Source organism: Caulobacter sp. AVps16, assembly GCF_058681455.1.
The window spans coordinates 639,882-657,574 of sequence record NZ_CM178739.1 but is presented as its reverse complement, the minus strand read 5'-3'; the positions used below and the strand labels follow the sequence as shown (position 1 = coordinate 657,574).

At 56.5% G+C, this 17,693-nt stretch carries 13 protein-coding genes and 2 pseudogenes; 6 read left to right on the top strand and 9 right to left on the bottom strand.

Going from position 1 to position 17,693, the window contains the following annotated elements:
* Positions 1-11: 11 nt before the first annotated feature.
* From ACW17U_RS03150 to ACW17U_RS03125, 6 genes and pseudogenes are all read left to right on the top strand, one after another.
* Entirely contained in the window at positions 12-734 is a 723-nt protein-coding gene (locus ACW17U_RS03150) for a CDP-alcohol phosphatidyltransferase family protein (protein WP_492054817.1), read from the top strand.
* Positions 734-1,897, top strand: a complete 1,164-nt coding sequence (locus tag ACW17U_RS03145) for a glycosyltransferase family 4 protein (RefSeq protein ID WP_492054816.1) — start codon at positions 734-736, stop codon at positions 1,895-1,897. The genes ACW17U_RS03150 and ACW17U_RS03145 overlap by 1 nt, the downstream gene beginning before the upstream one ends.
* Positions 1,898-2,037: 140 nt before the next feature.
* Entirely contained in the window at positions 2,038-3,114 is a 1,077-nt protein-coding gene (gene gmd, locus ACW17U_RS03140) for a GDP-mannose 4,6-dehydratase (RefSeq protein ID WP_492054815.1), read from the top strand.
* On the top strand, positions 3,080-4,042 hold the full coding sequence (fcl, locus tag ACW17U_RS03135) for a GDP-L-fucose synthase (protein ID WP_492054814.1): 963 nt from the start codon (positions 3,080-3,082) through the stop codon (positions 4,040-4,042). The genes gmd and fcl overlap by 35 nt, the downstream gene beginning before the upstream one ends.
* Positions 4,043-4,474: 432 nt before the next feature.
* Positions 4,475-5,824, top strand: a complete 1,350-nt coding sequence (locus tag ACW17U_RS03130) for a hypothetical protein (RefSeq protein ID WP_492054813.1) — start codon at positions 4,475-4,477, stop codon at positions 5,822-5,824.
* Between the two features lie 292 nt (positions 5,825-6,116).
* Positions 6,117-7,233 (top strand): annotated as a pseudogene (locus ACW17U_RS03125) (IS3 family transposase).
* A gap of 521 nt (positions 7,234-7,754) precedes the next feature.
* On the opposite strand, the gene ACW17U_RS03120 reads toward ACW17U_RS03125, so the two are convergent.
* The 9 genes and pseudogenes from ACW17U_RS03120 to ACW17U_RS03080 all read right to left on the bottom strand — a co-directional run bounded on the left by ACW17U_RS03120 (position 7,755) and on the right by ACW17U_RS03080 (position 17,626).
* Positions 7,755-8,831, bottom strand: a complete 1,077-nt coding sequence (locus ACW17U_RS03120; protein WP_492054812.1) for a glycosyltransferase family 4 protein — start codon at positions 8,829-8,831, stop codon at positions 7,755-7,757.
* The gene (locus ACW17U_RS03115) at positions 8,828-10,192 is read right to left on the bottom strand and encodes a lipopolysaccharide biosynthesis protein (RefSeq protein WP_492054811.1); all 1,365 of its coding nucleotides are present in this window, start codon (positions 10,190-10,192) and stop codon (positions 8,828-8,830) included. Before ACW17U_RS03115 ends, ACW17U_RS03120 begins: the two co-directional genes overlap by 4 nt.
* Entirely contained in the window at positions 10,189-11,199 is a 1,011-nt protein-coding gene (locus ACW17U_RS03110) for a hypothetical protein (RefSeq protein ID WP_492054810.1), read from the bottom strand. The genes ACW17U_RS03115 and ACW17U_RS03110 overlap by 4 nt, the downstream gene beginning before the upstream one ends.
* Before the next feature lie 283 nt (positions 11,200-11,482).
* Positions 11,483-12,418 carry a hypothetical protein gene (locus ACW17U_RS03105; protein WP_492054809.1) on the bottom strand — a complete coding sequence of 312 codons (936 nt, stop codon included), beginning with the start codon at positions 12,416-12,418 and terminating at the stop codon, positions 11,483-11,485.
* A 1,073-nt stretch (positions 12,419-13,491) separates the two neighbouring features.
* Entirely contained in the window at positions 13,492-14,724 is a 1,233-nt protein-coding gene (locus tag ACW17U_RS03100; RefSeq protein WP_492054808.1) for a glycosyltransferase family 4 protein, read from the bottom strand.
* Positions 14,721-15,683 (bottom strand): NAD-dependent epimerase/dehydratase family protein, encoded by a 963-nt coding sequence (locus ACW17U_RS03095; RefSeq protein ID WP_492054806.1) that lies wholly within the window; start codon positions 15,681-15,683, stop codon positions 14,721-14,723. The genes ACW17U_RS03100 and ACW17U_RS03095 overlap by 4 nt, the downstream gene beginning before the upstream one ends.
* Positions 15,676-16,086 carry a UDP binding domain-containing protein gene (locus tag ACW17U_RS03090; RefSeq protein WP_492054804.1) on the bottom strand — a complete coding sequence of 137 codons (411 nt, stop codon included), beginning with the start codon at positions 16,084-16,086 and terminating at the stop codon, positions 15,676-15,678. Before ACW17U_RS03090 ends, ACW17U_RS03095 begins: the two co-directional genes overlap by 8 nt.
* A gap of 699 nt (positions 16,087-16,785) precedes the next feature.
* A pseudogene (locus tag ACW17U_RS03085) lies at positions 16,786-17,359 on the bottom strand (Mom family adenine methylcarbamoylation protein).
* Positions 17,360-17,509: 150 nt separating this feature from the next.
* The gene (locus ACW17U_RS03080) at positions 17,510-17,626 is read right to left on the bottom strand and encodes a Com family DNA-binding transcriptional regulator (RefSeq protein ID WP_492055783.1); all 117 of its coding nucleotides are present in this window, start codon (positions 17,624-17,626) and stop codon (positions 17,510-17,512) included.
* Between the last annotated feature and the right edge of the window lie 67 nt (positions 17,627-17,693).

Sequence of the window (17,693 nt, the reverse complement as noted above, 5' to 3'; positions counted from 1 at the left end):
GGATAATTATGGTGACGGCTCCGCCCACGCCCGCCGAGCCCCTCGCTGCATCGCCGCCGACATCTTCCCTCAAGCCTCAGTACGGCTGGTCGGTGTCAGCGATGCTCCCGTTCGTACCGGCGACCGGCGAATTCTTCCTGCGGCATAAGGTTTCCGCGAACACTGTCTCTTGGCTCAGCCTTGTCGTGTTCCTAATCGGCTTGGGCGGTTATGCGCTGTATCGGGATATTCTCGCAGTCCGTGTGATCGCCGTATTGTGCTTCGCAGCAGGGACTTTGCTCGACGTGGTCGACGGCTACGTCGCCCGGAAGTCAGGAAGCTCCGGCAAGTTCGGCGCCTATCTGGACGCCGGCATCGATATTTTTCGATACAATCTGTTTCTGCTGGTGCTGCTCTTGGTGCGCTTGGATGGCTTGGCAAACCTCATCGCGGTGGCGCTCTACGCCGTTCTCCTGAACATCTCGTTTTACCGCCTTTTCAGGAACATTCACCTGGCTAGGAAGTCTGCGTCCGCCAACCTGGCGCTGGGCGCACTGCTGCCCAAGCGATATCGGGATTTCTGCCTCGACAACCGCCTTCTCTACAATCCCTTCAACCTTGAAGATCAGCTGCTGCTGTACATCTTTTCGATCGGCGTGCTTTTCGGCGTCGAGGGGCCCGCACTCTGGTTCTGCTTGGCCGCCCGTATGGCGGAGGTGGGCATAGTCGTCCTGACCCGACTCCGGAAGGCCTAATGCGCCCGATCTTCTATGTTACCAACGCGCCAGCTCCCTACAAGACGGGCATGCTGGACGCCTTGGCTTCACTGATCCCCGAACTCAAAGCCTTCTATCTTATTCCATCCGAGTTCATGCGGTCGTGGCGAGATCCACTCGCCGAGGCGACGCACCGCCACGAGATGCTGAAGTCCGCGCGGATCAATCTTCGCAAGATGGAGACCGCCCAGTATCTGTCATTCGACATTCTGGCGCTCATCGCCATAGAGCGCCCTCGCGTCGTGATCTTCGGGCCCTACAGCCAGATCGTCTTCATGACGGCGATGCTGCTGTGTCGCGCACTGCGCATTCCCTTCGTGATCTGGTACGAAAGCCACGAACTTTCTTCGGTTGCTCCAGGGCTGATCCGGTCTCTCGGCCGTAGGGTCAAGCGCTTCTTCCTGCGGAGCGCTGCGTATGTGGTGGTCCCAGGTGCCATGGCCAAGGCCAGCGCAATCAATTTAGGCGTGGCGGAGGACGCCATTCTGATTGCGCCTCATGCCGTCGACGTGGCGTTCTTCTCGGCGACGCCCAGCCCTAAGCACGCCATGGCTGCTCGCGCTCACATCGTAGATTACGATCGGGCTCTGCTCTACGTCGGCCAATACATCGAGCGGAAGAACGTCAACGCGCTGATCCAAACGTTCTCCGAAGCGCAGCACGAGATGCCTGGCGTCTGTCTGGTTCTCGCTGGCGGAAAGCTGGCGCCGGACCAGGTCTTGCCCCCCCATGTTTTTTCGGCAGGCTATCTGCAGGCAGAGGAACTTCGGGCGCTCTACCAGGCCTGCGACGGCGCGATCCTGCCCAGCCGCACAGAGGTTTGGGGCCTTGTGGTCAACGAAGCCCTGGCCGCCGGAAAGCCCGTCCTGGTCTCGCGCTCGTGCGGCGCCGCCGAGCAGATCGACCCAGGCCGCAACGGCTTGCTGTTCGACGCCAATGACCCCGCCACTATCAAGGCCGCGATCCTCGATTGGAACGCCGCCGCCGCGAAGGGGCAGTGGCGGGCCGAAGGCATCGTGGCGGGCCAGAACACCTTTGATGCGATGGCTCGAACGTTCCTGACAGCGGTAAACGCGGCGGACGAAGGAAGCCCCGCGCCGACATCCAATAGCGCCGAAAGCAATCCGTCAGCGAATTCTTGATCAGACCAGCGCCGTCGGCGCGGGCATTAACCGCTCTCTAGCGTTCGCGGTGCAACAAAGGCTCGCGCTGGAGGGTCTCGTCAGCTATTCAACGCTTCTCTTAGAGCGGGGATATGCCCCGGATGACGTGTGGGGACAATATGGCCAAAGTAGGAACCGGTAAAGTCGCACTGATCACCGGCGTGACGGGCCAGGACGGCGCGTATCTTTCTGAGCTTTTGCTATCGCAAGGCTACACCGTCCACGGCGTGAAGCGTCGCTCATCTTCCTTCAACACCGGACGCCTTGAGGATATTTACCAAGATCCCCACGAGAAGGATCAACGCTTCATCCTTCACTATGGCGACATGACCGACAGCACAAACCTGATCCGGATCGTTCAACAGACCCAGCCCGACGAGATCTACAATCTCGCGGCCCAAAGCCACGTGGCGGTCAGCTTCGAAACGCCAGAATACACCAGCAACGCCGACGCCACCGGTGCCCTGCGCCTGCTGGAAGCCATCCGCATCCTCGCCCTGGAAAAGAAGACGCGCTTCTACCAGGCCTCGACGTCGGAGCTTTACGGCAAGGTTCAGGAGGTCCCGCAGAGCGAGACGACCCCGTTCTATCCGCGCAGCCCCTATGCTGCGGCGAAACTCTACGCCTACTGGATCGTGGTCAATTACCGCGAGGCCTATGGCATCCATGCCAGCAACGGCATCCTGTTCAACCACGAGAGCCCGCTGCGCGGTGAAACGTTCGTCACCCGCAAGATCACTCGTGCGGTCGCGGCCATCAAGCAGGGCTTCCAGGACAAGCTCTATCTGGGTAACCTCGACGCCAAGCGCGACTGGGGCCATGCCCGGGAATATGTGCGTGGCATGTGGCTGATGCTGCAGCAGGATGAGCCGGACGACTATGTTCTGGCCACCGGCGAGACCACCCTCGTCCGCGACTTTGTCACCAAGGCCTTCTCCGAGGTCGGCATCGACATCACCTGGTCGGGCGAAGGCGTCGAGGAAAAGGGTACGTGCGCCAAGACGGGTCGCGTCCTGGTCGAAGTCGACCCCCGCTACTTCCGCCCCACCGAGGTGGAGCTGCTGATCGGCGACCCGACCAAGGCCAAGGAAAAGCTCGGCTGGGTTCACGAGACGAAGTGGGAGCAGCTCTGCGCCGAAATGGTGGCCGCCGACATGATCAATGTCGCTCGGGAGCAGCGTCGCAATGTCGACTGAGGTGATCTTCCCGCTCGAGGGAAAGCGCGTCTGGGTCGCTGGCCATCGCGGGATGGTGGGATCCGCCATTGTGCGGCGGCTGGCGTCAGAAGGTTGTGAAGTCATCCTGGCTGGGCGGGAGGTCGTCGATCTCAAGCGCCAGGACCAGGTCCAGGCCTGGATGGCCAAGGAAAAGCCGGACGCCATCTTTCTGGCGGCGGCGAAGGTCGGCGGCATCCTCGCCAACGACAGCTTCCCGGCCGACTTTCTCTACGACAACCTGATGATCGAGGCCAACATCATCGAGGCCGCCTACCGGGAGGGCGTGGCCAAGCTGCTGTTTCTGGGTTCGTCCTGCATCTATCCCAAGTTCGCAGAGCAGCCGATCCGCGAAGACTCACTGCTGACCGGCGCGCTCGAACCGACCAACGAATGGTACGCGATTGCCAAGATCGCTGGGATCAAGCTGGCGCAAGCCTATCGCAAGCAGCACGGCTGCGACTTCATCAGCGCCATGCCCACCAACCTGTATGGCCAGGGAGATAACTTCGACCTTAACTCCAGCCATGTCCTGCCGGCTCTGATCCGAAAGGCCCACGAGGCCAAGCTTGCCGGAGCCGGCAGCATCACCATCTGGGGCACCGGCACACCGCGCCGCGAGTTCCTGAATGCCGACGACTGCGCTGACGCCTGCGTCTATCTGATGAAAACCTATTCCGACTTCGAGCACGTAAATGTGGGCTCGGGCGAGGACGTGACCATCCTGGAGCTGGCTCAGCTGGTCTGTGAGGTGGTTGGGTTCAAGGGAGCTATCGTTGCCGATACTTCAAAGCCAGACGGCACACCTAGAAAGCTCATGAGCGCAACCAAACTGCGCAAAGCGGGCTGGATGCCGAGGATCGACCTTCGCGCGGGCGTCGAAGCTACGTATGAAGCCTTTATTACGTGACCTAATCCCTCTCGATAACCGTGTACATGAGGTCGGACCTATTACTAAAAAGGAGAAGCAGGCCGCGCTGCTTTCTAGCTGAAACAATGGCTGTTTGCACTCTTATCGTGCTGTCCTTACGCCGCCGTAATTTTGAACCTAACGAGCGGAGATGAAAAATAGCTTCGATATAGTTGACTGGTTGCTGTACGCAACTGGCCCTATGGGATTTACATCTTCCATCTTCGAATCGCCTTCAACATAGCTCTCGTTCTATCGAGCGCACTTGTTATAGTCGCTCACTTAGAGGCGACCTTGGTCTAGGTTTGTTTTACATTGACAATATCTATCACTTTATATTCTGCGAGCTATCGATGGGTCGATTTCAATTTCATTCGGTCCAGAAAGCATTTAAATCGACAGATAATAGGGACCTTCTAAGTGGATAACCGCATGCTCAGCAAGTCCACCGAAGCAACAGCCGTTGCTGCAAATAAATCGATTCAAGCGCGCCAACCCACGCAGGGGGACAGGTTCTATTTCGGCCTTATACTATTGCCTATATACATTGACTACAAGCCAGCAGGGGAGCAGTCTTGGTCCGTTATACTGTATTCTCTAGTGGTCGCACTCAGCGTAATTGGTACATTTTATTTTATATATAGAAATGGCCTCTATCGACAATCTCTATTGAATTGGATAGCCCTTATTTTTGGACTGTTTCTGGCAGGATCATTTGCCAGTGCATTATTCTGGGGCCAGTCGCTGAATGCGGTCCTTCGCGCGACTCCCCCTCTTGCGCTATTGATAACAGGAACCTTGACCGTTAGCGCCCTGGCCGCTGGCCGTTACGATCCGCGCCCTTTTTGGATTTCTATCATCGCAGCATGCTTCATCGGAACTGTGATTAATATAATTTTGGTCGCAGGGCTTCAAAGCTTAGCTTTCTCTAATATTCGATATCAAATACTGAACGGCTCAACGCCATTGATATCTGCCTTTACGGTTGGCGCGATTTTCTTTGGAGGCGTGAGAACATGGAGTGTCATCATGATTGCTCTGAACGCCATCGCTATAATGCTTTCCGTGACGCGCACTCAGATTGCTGTGATCGCCGGGACTACCGCGACGCTAGTTCTTGCGGCGCGAGGCCACATAATCAGACCGAAGCTTATACCATTTCAAATCTTAGGCGCGATCGCGCTTTTCACCGGGATTCTAGTCCTGGGCAGCACACTCCCAGGCAATCAACTCGATCGCTGGGCCACACGATTTCTGATGACAGATGAACAAAAAGGAAAGGTGGACATCACCGCAAAAACTAGGGCAGGAGAAACTACATATCAAATACAGCAAATACAACGCAACCCAATGATTGCAGTTTTCGGATCAGGGCTAGCAGCCTACAATAGATATGACGACTTGAATGCACGCATTATTGAAAGTGTGCTCGGCTCAAAAGCGGCTCGCTGGACAGAAGATGGTATCGGACACAACAATTACGTAGGAACAATTTATACGGGAGGCGTAATCACCGGCTCGCTTGTAATACTTGCCCAACTGATAGCTTGGCTGCGCTCTATTTATGTAATACGGCTTTTAACGGCTACAAAGTCATTGCACTCGTTCAATCTACTTATTTCAGCTCCTCTTGGCATCACAGCCTACCTAGTTTTCGGATTGCTGGGAGGTACGTTTGGTAGTCGTTCTGCGTCCCTTTGCTTCGCCTTATCGATCAGCTTCACCATCTGGCTCTACGAGTACTCTAAGCGAAACCCGCCTTCTCCGAGTGAAAAACAATGATTTTCGTTCAAAGAACGGCAAGTAACGAAGGTATCGACGCGTTTCGATATTTTATGGAGATTAGCGTCGTACTTCTGAATTCCCTCCCCTAACCCAAAGCCGCCGAAGACACCGAAGCCGCATATGGTCCGCAATCATTTCAATAATTCTCAGAGCAGCAGTGCCGTTCTTATTTATTAGCAGCGGTTTTTTTCTCAAAGCTCCTGCCCGACCGTCAATTGTCCTGACCTTCCCCTGATTTTTCCTCCACGCGGAGCTAGAGTCCGACCCCTGAGAGGACGGACATGAAGCAATCGAGATTACGGAAGAGCAGATCATCGGGATCCTGCGGGAGAACGAGGCCGGGGCGAAGGCGGGTGAGTTGGCCCGCAAGCACGGTGTGTCGGAAGGCACGGTCTGAGCCTAGAAGGCCAAGTTTAGCGGCATGAGCGTGTTGGAAGCTCAGCGGCTGAAGGCACTGGAGGATGAGAACCGGCGGATCAAGTCGCTGTTGGCCGACGCCATGCTCGACAAGGCGGCGTTGAGCGAGCTGCTCTCAAAAAATGGTAGCGCCCGCCGCCGTGCGCGAAGCCGTCGTTCATCTGCGGACGGTGTTCGAGCTCAGCCAGCGACGGGCCTGCTCCATCCTTAAGGCGGGCTGCAAGATGGTGCGCTACCGGTCTTGCCGCGCGCCTGACACCGAGCTTTGCGAGCGCCTGCGCAGCCTGGCCGCCGAACGCCGGCGGTTCGGCTATCGTCGGCTGTTCGTTTTGCTGCGTCGGGAGGGCGAACTTTCCGGCAAGAACCGCATCTATCGGATCTACCGATAAGAGGGCCTGACCGTGCGCAAGCGACGGGCTCGCCGCGGTGCCATCGGCACACGGGTGCCGATCCTGGTGGACGCCAAGGCCAATGCCCGCTGGTCGCTAGACTTCGTGCACGACAAGTTCGCGGGCGGGTGCCGGTTCAAGATTCTAAATGTGGTCGACGACGTCACCCGGGAATGCCTGGCGGCGATCTCTGACACCTCGATCTCAGGTCGGTGCGTGGCGCGGGAACTGTCGGCGCTGATCGCCCGTCGCGGCCGACCGGGGAGGATCGTCAGCGACAACGGCACGAAGTTCACCTCGACGGCCACTCTGGCCTGGGCGGAGGATCATCGCGTCGCATGGCATTACATCGCGCCGGGCAAGCCCACCCAGAACGGCTTCGTGGAGAGTTTCACCGGTCGGAAGCGCGACGAGCTGCTCAACGAGACCCTGTTCCTCAGCCTCGACCACGCCCGCCAGAAACTCGCTGCATAGACCGAAGACTACAACACCCGCCCGCCACACTCATCGATCGGTTAACAGACCCCTGCGGCCTATGCCGCCCACCTGAACGCAACATACGGCGTAACCAATGTCGAGACTCTGGTCCGCGCTGGATGAAAGATCAGACGCAGGTCAATATTGAAGCTCTTCATCACGCCAACTTCGATCGGTAATGTAGCCGCGATCACTGTCGCCACGTTAGCTGAAGCTACAATTCTAAGCCTTACGATGAGTAGCACGCCTATATTGAGCCGGGTGGTGGGCCGCCCAGCCCCCCCCAACACCAAAGCCTTCATATTGATTCGTATTAGCCTTTGCGACTCAGCCTTCAGTGTCTGGGTGATGTCGAACTTAGCTACCAGCTCTGCCCTGATAGCATCGCCGTTCTTTTTGATGAGCTTGAAAGATGATTGCTGGCGAAATCTTCAAGCCACGCGCCCTGTTAAAGGTATCCCCGCCAAAAGAAACTCTGATGGCATTTATTCGTCAATTTCTAAATTTTCCAACGCAAGAGACTTTTCAAATAGAATATATTAACGATTTTATATAGCAAAAATCTATACAGAAATATCATTAATAATACTGGGAGCCGCCGATAAATTGAACCGTTTTTATTATTACATTCTATAAAATAAGCATCATCGTAAATAACTACGCGCCGTTTCCGCAATATCAAAGAACGACATATCGTGATGCAGCCGCCCGACGAAATCAATCTTCGCCAACGCGGCGCTTAAAAACGCTTCGTTATCATGCAGATATGTCAGATCAACCCCTTCTAACCCCCGCGCGAACGCAAAGCCCTCAATATCAGACGCCACGATCGGAACTCCACTCGCCATCGCCTCGAGTAATGCGATTCCTTGGGCTTCTGACAGCGACGGCATCAGATAGACGTCGGCGGCGCTTAGTAGGTCGGGCACATCCAAGCGTGGCCCTAGAAAGCGCAGGCGCTTGCCTAGGCCGGCACGCATAAAGTCGGCCTCGAGTTCCGCCATGTAAGCTTCGTCCTCGAGGATACCAGCGAACCAAAGGTTCAGCCGGGGATCCTGGTGCAGCGCAGGCAACAAAGCGCTAAGCGTGAACCGTTGCTGCTTGACCGGCAACACGCGCCCCACCTGTAGCAACAACCTGTCTTCATTAGTCAGGCCTAAAGCTTCGCGAATGGCCTGGCGTCGGTCACGTGCATCATAGAAGCGATCAAGATCCACGCCATTGGGCACGATGCGCATTGGCGGTGATCGCTGCAATCGCCTTACATAGGTGTCGGCTGCGGACTGGGAAACCGCGATGATCTCATCTGTGCGCCACTTCAATAAGCGCTCAGCCCACCGGAGCTTGGTGTCCGAATAATCGTCACTGGCGCTGTGCAAGACCGTGACAAAGCGGGCTCGTGAACCAGCGATCAATACCGCCAGTCGGCCATAGAGCGACGGTAGGACAGAATGCCCGAAGATCACGTCAGGCTTGAAGCGCTTGATGGCGCTAGCATAGGCCCTGACACGGGCCATCCCCGTTAGCGTCGTCTCGGGAATATCCAGCGTTACGCCCGCAGCTGTCAGCTTGTCCAGCTCGGGCAGGAACGCCGCTGTAGGCGGAGCAAAGGCCGCTACCGCGGAGACTTCGCCCTGGGTGGCGTGCCGCAAGCACAGGTCGCGAACCAGAACCTCCGCGCCCGAATGGCGCGGCGTGTGGATCAGATGCATCAGCCTCATGGACGTCCTCTTGGCCTTAGGGCGGATTTGCCGAAGCGGGTGACGGCCGTCGCCAGACGCTGCCAAGCCGCGTGCGACGGCAACATTGGAACGCCCAACGCCCAGCAGTTCATCCGCCAAGTCAGTAGTCCACCGCTCGCGATGGCAATCATCGCGCCTGCGGCGACACCTACACCGCCGAACGGTTTGACCAACAGAACGGCCAGGGCCGGGCTACCCAGCGTGCTCACCAAGCAGCCGGCGATATTCCAACGCAAGCGGCCCGCCCCCAGCCCCAAAAAGAAGCCCGGCGTCGATACAGTGTTTAAGAACCAGCCGGCAGCCAAGATGAACGAGAACGACACGAACAGCGGGTCGATGCGCTGCAGCCAGACTAGGCTGATTAACGGCGAACCCAGCGCCATTCCCAGCATCGCCAATCCTGAAACAGCGGCGATGGCGGCCAATGCATCCTCATAGATGCCGCGCATCTCGGCAGGGTCTCGCTCGTGAGCCGCCGCGAACAGGGGGGTCAGGTTCTGGCCTGGAGCGACCACCAATTGCCTGACCTGCAGGATGCCCCGCGAGACTAATTCATACATACCCAGCGCGCCTAGTCCGCCCAGCGACGAGAAGGCAAATTTGGTAAACGGGTCGAACAGGAAGGTCGCGATATTCAGCACCTGCAGGCGCAGGCCAAAGCCCATTAGTTCGCGCAGGGGGGCAAGGCTGATGCGCCACGGCAGGGCAAATCGGGAGCCATCGGTAGCCCGCACCACCAAGAACCAGCCAAGGCCGGTCAGCAACAGATACTGGATGATCTGGGCAAGGGCTACGCCGCTCAGGCCCAGGGTCTTCACCGTGGCCAAGGCCACGGCGGACTGCACGGCCAGAGTCAGCAGGGTCAGCATGCTCTTCTGGTACGAGCGGTGAAAGCCGATCAGGGCCGCCGTCAGAACATTGGACACATTCTGCAGCACGAATGAGCCAATAGCGAAGGGCAGCAGCGCCCTAGCCTCTAGCAGCGGCGCACCCTGCAACGTCAGCCCCAGGCCCCACCTGGCGGGCCAGTATAGCGCAGCCCCCAAGACGAGGTAAAACAGGGCGTTGGTAATCAGCGCCGTCTCGACATAGATCAAGGCCTCATCGCTCTTGCCCCCCCGCGCCTGCGAGACCGCAACATAGCGGCTAAGCCCCCCCGCCGCACCCAGATCAGCCACCCGCGCCAGCGACGTGGTGGCCAGCACCAGCGACCACACCCCTAGGGCATTGACACCCAGATGCTTTAGTATGAGGCGATACAGTACGAATAGCACCAGGGTCGAGACCAGTACCTCGGCGATGTTCCACGCCGCATTGCGTTTCAGCCCGGCGCGGTTCAATGGACGATGGCCTCAGCGAGATTCAGGCCTAAAGCGCGGCCCAGGACCTGAATGCTACGGGCCCGCATCGCCGCGACCTGTCCGGTCGGCAGGACTTGAGGTGTTGAGGTCAGCAACAGCTTGGCAGCGGCTGCCGGCGCATTCCACGGCAAAGCTGTCACCGGGTGGCCCAGCAAACCGGCCAACCGTTCCATATAGGAGCCCTGGCGGACCAAGGCCGGTTTGGTGGTCTGAACGGCGCGGCCGAAAATGCCAGAGGCTTGATTATAGTCGGGCGCATAGCATGCCCAGACCTGAGCGGCTTCGCGATACAGATCGAGCAGTTCTTCGTCGCTGATGAACCGGTCGATCAGCAACCCACCGGCCGCTGTGAAGGCGTCTGCGGCGGGTCTGGAAGCTTCGGCCACCTTGCCTGCGGCGACGAAAAGGCGCCGCTCGCGGATTCCTGCGTCGCGAGCCCACAAGTCGGCGAAATAGTCGAATCCTTTTCCAAGGTTCTGGGCACCGATCGCCGCCACGATCGGACGGTTGGCCGCTTTGCGGCGCAGTTCGCTGGCCAAGGGCGTGCCCCCTGCCCCGCTAACTGAATCTAGGTCCCACAACTGCGGGTCATGGATCCAGTCATCGGCAATTGCGGAAAAGGCAGGGTCCAGCTCGAATGGCATTATAGTGACTATGGTCACAGAGGGAAAAGGACGCACGGCCTTTAGCAGCAGCTTCTTGATCAAGAGCCGGAGCGATGCGCCGCGCACGACCTCGCCTGGCCGGAACATCAAGGCGCAACTGCGACGCCCCCAAAGAGCGCGCACCCAGGCAACGATCAGGAACCGCGCGGTGTATTCTTCAAGCATAGGCGAGAAGATCGGCGCAGGATTGATTACATCGCGAAACTCAAGAGCTCTGGTGTCATGTATGACGCCGCTAGCCGAGGCCATTCTCTGAAATAGGGAAATGTACTCTCGGCGATGACCATCTTGTCCGCCAACGGCGATCAAAAGTCGCTGCATCCCACCCACACTGCTCCCCAGTGCGAAAATTCGCGACTGGTCACGCCTGCTAACTCGCAGCAGCCTCTTAAACAAGCGCCTAGATATGCAAGGTGAGGAAACTTGGCAAAATTATTGTCAGGGCGACGTGATCCCCTAAAACTTGTCCAGAAATATTTACAGTCTGCTATAGGGCTAACGATGCCACGACAGAGATGCACCCGATGCCTGGGTGACCATACCGGCACCGATGACTAACCTAACACGAAAGCGCTTATTCGGCCTGCCCACTGCAATCGTCAATTTACGCAGGCGGATTACCAAGCTTAAAGTTCAGCAATCGCTTCCAACGACCTAGCTTTGCCACGAAACGGCTGACTTTAGCGTCTAGTCCCCCGCGCATGATGTCAATAGCCTCGAAGTCCGACGAAACATCGATGGGAAATATTGGCAAGCTCTCATTGAGTGGGTGGCCGAGCTTCATTATCCACGAGTAAGGGTTTAAGCTGCTAGCGTGCGTTCCTCCGCTGCCAACACCTAGATTTTCTACATAGTTTCGTGTTGGAAACAGTGAAACACCGCCAGATGAGAATATCTTCCAATACCATCGAACATCCCAACAACTAACCTTACCTAGCATTTCTAACTCGAGCAGATCGGTGGCGTTCACCAAGCCACCGATGTTGAATAACCTACGAAACGTATCAGATTGGATTAACTGTCGATCCAAGGTCGGCTGCGCGACATCGAATTTCTGCCAGGCTCGCGACCATGTTGCCCACCCCCAAGGATGTGCATAGGGCATAAAAAAAGCACGATTTTGTTGCTCTAGTATATTACTTCGATAACCATAACCGCAGATACTCCAAACTTGATCTACATCCTTGTAGCGATCTAAACCCTCATTGAAATAATCAAGAGCCGCAGTAGAAAGCCTTAGATCGTCTTCAATAACAATGACCGAATCGTTTTCCTCACAAACCTTTGTTACTCCGTCCACAATAGAGGAACGACACCCTTTGTTTAATTCTGAGAAATGGATGATCCATTCCGGAGCGGCATAGGCCGAAACAACTTTCTTTACCTCTTCCACAAGCGGAAAATCAGTTGCGTTACGCGGACCATCTACAAATACATAGACTTTACTTTCAGAAAATCCGCGACACAATCTGAGATTTTCAAAGAGGTTGCGTAGTTTCTCTGGCCGGTTAAACCCAAAAACTGCAATAGGTGCGCTCAAGTTAGATTCCCCTACCCCCATCCATGCAGGAAGAGGCCCCGCTTAACCCATACTCCTGTTAAGGTAGATTTAGAATAAAATCTACCCAATATGGGCGTACAGACCCACCCAAATCTTAAGACTGGTCCGAATTTTTCTTTAATAATCGTTTTAACCCACCAAAAAATGACATCGCCTTCAAGAGGAGAATTCACTTCGAGATCGCGCCCGATATATGGCCAGAATATCTATTCCTACCTTAACGGGCATTCGAAGCGGCTTTCCGGACAGTGAATTCCTTTTTCCTGAAAACCCCGAACGAATTCCCGGCGCTAGCATACGCGCCACCGGCAGAGGCGCTCCAGCTTTCAATGTAGCTTCGCGAAGGAAAAACGCACACGCCGCCCACTTGAACAATCGTGCGGCGCCACTGCATGTGCCAACTATTTACGAGATTCCTCTGCGCTAACTTTAGCAAATCAGTAAGCGGAAACTCCGAGGGCCTCAAACGATCGACTCAAACTCGGAGGCCCCAAAAGCTCTTGGCAAAAAGGTTACCAATCTAGTTTGATTCGACCGAGCCCTTTCCCAGTTAGCCCACACCCAGTATGACAAAAAGGCAGAAAACGCAGCCCCCTTTGTATCTAGCGGAGCTAGAAAACAAAATTCCGCATACAATTCATATTCGGTGTTCATTATTGTATATTGCTATTCCTGAATTGAAATAAACTAATGCGAAGGGGGCACTGCCAGATCGTTTTCAAGCGCAATTAACTGGCCATAAGGCATACATACACTTGAAATTTCAACCGATATCGCACTGCGAATGCCTAGAGTTTCTTTAGGCATTGTAACATTTCACGAGGCGTTTGCCCAGATAACAGAAAAGTATTGCTCAATTAGAGATAATTCTGACCCAATTTCGCTAAACATCAATAAATATACCTGCGTCTGATCCGAAAAATTCCGGACACGCAGCGAGATTCTCTATCGACATTTTCACAAATTCGGACTGATTAAATGCAATTGCGATTTGCGGTGCCAAAAAGATAAATCCTCAGCAACATATTGCCGCTTAGAGGCTGAGAGAAATATCATCGATATAAAGTAGAAATTATTTTCCTCGAAACTACTTCCCTATCTACTGTGTTCTTAACATAGCGACGCCCAGCCCCTCCTAAGGCAATGCGCAATTTTTCGTCCTCCAGAAGCCGAACCACTGCGTCAGCAAACACCATAGGGTCATTTGGCTCTACACAGAGACCCGCCCCTGAGGAAACCGTTATCAGATGAAGAGGAGTGCCAACGCTCGCAGTCGCGACGTACGGACGCTCTGCTGCCATGACTGAAAAAATCTTGCTGGGTAGCGCAAAATTGGCGCCACCTGGACTTTGGGGGACAAGATGAATAGTCGCCTCCCCAAGAGCGTCACTAAGCTCCTCGCGAGGCGCAAGATCAGCAAAGCGAACGTTGCCCAAAGAGTCCTGCTTCGCTTGCGCCTCCAAAGCGCAGCGCTCCGATCCCTCACCTCGGATAAGTATGTCAACCACAACGTCACGTCTTGCCAGCTCAGCAGCTAGCGCAAGGATTTGATCCAATCCCTGCTTTCTGCCCAAATTTCCAGAATAAAGAAGCAGCGGCCGAGCATTGGCTTTGTAGCGGACAGGCTTAATTTCCATGACGTTTACTTGAGGGGGTATCACCTCAATCGGCACTTTGACGCCGATTTTTCTTAGCTCAGCTGCCATCGCGGACGTCAACGCGATTACGACGTCGCAGCGATTGAGAGACCTCGCTTCCAGCCAACGCAATCCGCGCATCAATGCTTCGACGGCACCAAATTTCAGGCCCACTGCTAGCCCGGATTGTATGTCGTGGACAATCGCCACGAGCCGCCCCCCTTTCGCGCGAAAAAACGGCGCGACGAACACCACAAAGACAGATGGACAGACACAGATGACCGCTCGATAACTGCGCTTGCGCGCTAACACGGCGGCAAAGGCGAAACTTGTTTCGGAGAGCAGCCGCCCAACTACACCACGCGACTTGGATACGTAAGATTTTACTCGGCGCACATTTACGCCTTGAAAATCTTCTCGGTCGTGTTGTCCCGCTTCGTAGCCATCATAGACGGCGTTCTTCGGATAGCTAGGCCGCGCGGCGAGGACTTCGGGTTTTAGGCCGTTCTGAGCCAGCCATACCGACAAGTCTGTAATCGGTGGCGCGCTGCCTGTTGGCTCCGGGTGGTAGTAGTTGCTGAGTATCAACAGAGAACCTGAGAGGTCTCCACCTTCAACCAGGGGAAGGCAGGGTTCGTTGCGCGTCATGCAAAGGTTCCCTGCGTCTCTTGCCACCAAGCGCGCAGCGCGGCCTCGACGTCCGTCTCGAACTGATAGCCATTCGCCAGCAACCACTCGGGCTTGATGCGCGTCGACTTCACCAGCTTCCAGATCCGCTCGCGATGAATCGGGTTCTTAAAACCCAGGGCCGCTAGGATCTCAAATCCCCAAGCGACGCCCAACAAGGGCATGATCGGCAATACAGGATATTGCACCTTCACACACGAAACCCGCCCGAAGGTCTTGACGATATCCTCGGTCGTACTTTCGGCCGGATAGGCGAAATTGAACGTAATTTTCGCCATATCCTTAGATAGAGCGAATTCCAGCGCTCGGACCAGTTCATCGACATAGCCACCGCTTTTTATGGTGTTCTTTCTCCCGGGATAGGCGAACAGACCCCGCTTCAGTGCACCAGCGAGATTGGAATAGTTGCCTTTCTCGCCCGGCCCAAACACTACGCCAGGCCTCACGACAACCAGACGACGCTTCACGGAGGCATCGGCCCAGCGCCGGTGAATAACTTCCGCCATTAGCTTGGATCGGCCGTAGTCCGAGGTCGGCGCGGGTGGAGTATTTTCGTCAACCACGTCCTCTCGAGGTCCGTAGACCGAGATGGAGCTGGTGAACACCAGGATGTCCGCGCCGATCGTTTCGGCGAATTCTGTAACGTTCAGGGCACCGAAGACGTTGGTCTCGTAGTACTCATGAGGTGGATGGCCAGGTGTGCGGTGCACCGCAGCCAAATTATAGATCGTCGCTCCTTGTACCGCGATATCCGAAGGAATAGGCCGTCGAACATCATGCAAAACGTAACGCACGCCCTGCACGATCTCGCGAGGCGGCAATACATCCACCGCAACGACACTGATGCCACGGCTGGCCAAGCGCTTTGTCAATCGGGTGCCAATAAATCCGCTGGCACCAAACACGACCGCATCAGCCACGGGTCATCTCCAAATTTCCAGTTGAGTAGCTGCGCGGTTGCGACAAGAACGCCATCGGTAACTCCGACTGATAGAGATCTAATCGAACCTGCGGCAGTGCAAAATGCTGGCTTGATGGGCATTGTAGAGGTCGATCAGGAGCGGCGCGGTCACCAAGAGCTTGAGGGGGGGCGAGATACTTGGCGCGGAAGCCGTCCCACTCCGTCAGGAGCACGCGGTCGCAAGGGCCTTTTGCGGCCCCATAGATACCAGCCTTAAAGTCGTGACTGGGAAGCCGGTGGGCGGCTTCCTGGGCACCTTTGGGGTTATTGGTGTGGACGGCGGCAGGCATTTCCTGCAGCGCCGACAGGAGGTCGGGGCTGGGCGCATTGCGCATACCGTTAGTGCTGCGCTTAAAGGTCACGCACAGCACCCCATCGTCCTGTCATCGCTACTCGCATAGATCCCCCAGAAACAATCCCTGCTCAATCTAGCAGGACAAACGAGTGATTTTGTTGTTCCCGCACTTAGTCGGTAAGCGCAACGCTAAACTCAGCCCGGTTTTGAGCTTCTTGAGATCAGGTTGGGCGATCCTTGCGACACGAACATGATCAACGAAGGATTTTTCGCGGAGCGGGTGGGTTTGGGCTTTGCCTTGCGCGGAGTATGGGGTGACGCACAGCAGCAAGGCGACTTTTCGGTGCCCCCCCTGGAAATCAGACCTGAACCGCGTCAAAGGCAAACAGGGGGGACGCCTCATAACGCCGCCCCCTCTCCGCCTAACTGGCGCGCCCCAACGAGCCAGAACAGTTGCGCTATCTGGTGCGGACTTGGCCGGGCCGCTAAGGCCCATGCCTCTGGCCCAACCATTGCGACGATAGTAGCCAGCGCCTACCGGACTCCCGGGCTGGCGTCCTGCCCTCCGGCCCGCCGGCTCGAGGGCCAGGGGACATCACACGCGAACGTTAGACGGCAAGGCCAAGTTAGGGCTGCTCCACGCCGCCCACGAACGCGCCAATGGCAACCCTGCGAACGCGATCCGCAAGGCCTCGCACCCCACCAAAGCCTGGAGCGCCCCCCCGGGGGTTACACCCGGCTCGCACCCGTTGGTCACGGGCTCGTCCTATGGACGGGTCGCCTTGGGAAAGGGCTGGACGGCAAGCTTCAGGCCACGGCGGAACCGTGGGGCCATGAAGAACAGATAACGAAATTGCCGCAGCTCATGCCGGATTGCGCGATCGGCATCGGCGCACAGCCAGGTGCCCAGCTCGCCCGCGCCCCGGCCCTTGGCCGTCATGATCACATTGTGGAAATACGCACTGTCGACTTCCCAAAAGGTCGAAAGGTGTTCGCCGACAAACACGAAATTGCAGGCCTGATAGACCGCGCCGTTCAGACCACAACGCTCGTCGGCAAAGGATTGCAGCTATTTGACCGACGGCCAATCGCGGCGAATATAGCGAACCGCATAGGCAATCTCCCAGCTCTCGCCGAGGCGCGGCGCGTCGTCACCGAGCCACATGCGATTGAGTTCGAAATATTGGTCATTGGCCGTGCCCTCAACCACCGCGCCGCCGGATGACGGGTTCATCGCATAGCTAAATTGCAGCCCCCCACAACTCGGCGTCGATGAACACGCCCAGGCGGACATAGCTATTGGCGACGATCGTGTGGCTATAGTCGTGGCGACGGATCATCGCATTGGCTTGATCCCGGTGTGTTTCGCGATCGTGGAATTGGCCGGTGCCAAAGCCGTGGGCGCGGCGCGCGCCAAGCAGCATCGCCGGCCATCCAGCAGGTAATTCGCTGCCATGGCCGCGCGCCTTTTCAACGGCGCTCAGGGGCGCTCAACCAAACTGATTGACGGCCTTGCATCGCGGGCAGGCCACTTCGATTTCACCGGAGCCATCAACCGCCGGCCGGGCAAGGATCCGGCCGCAGGATCGACACCGCAAAGGCTTCATCTCCACCGGGCTCGCAGGGCGAGCATCAGGTTCACCACAGGCCATTTTTTTACGGGAAGCTCCCGCC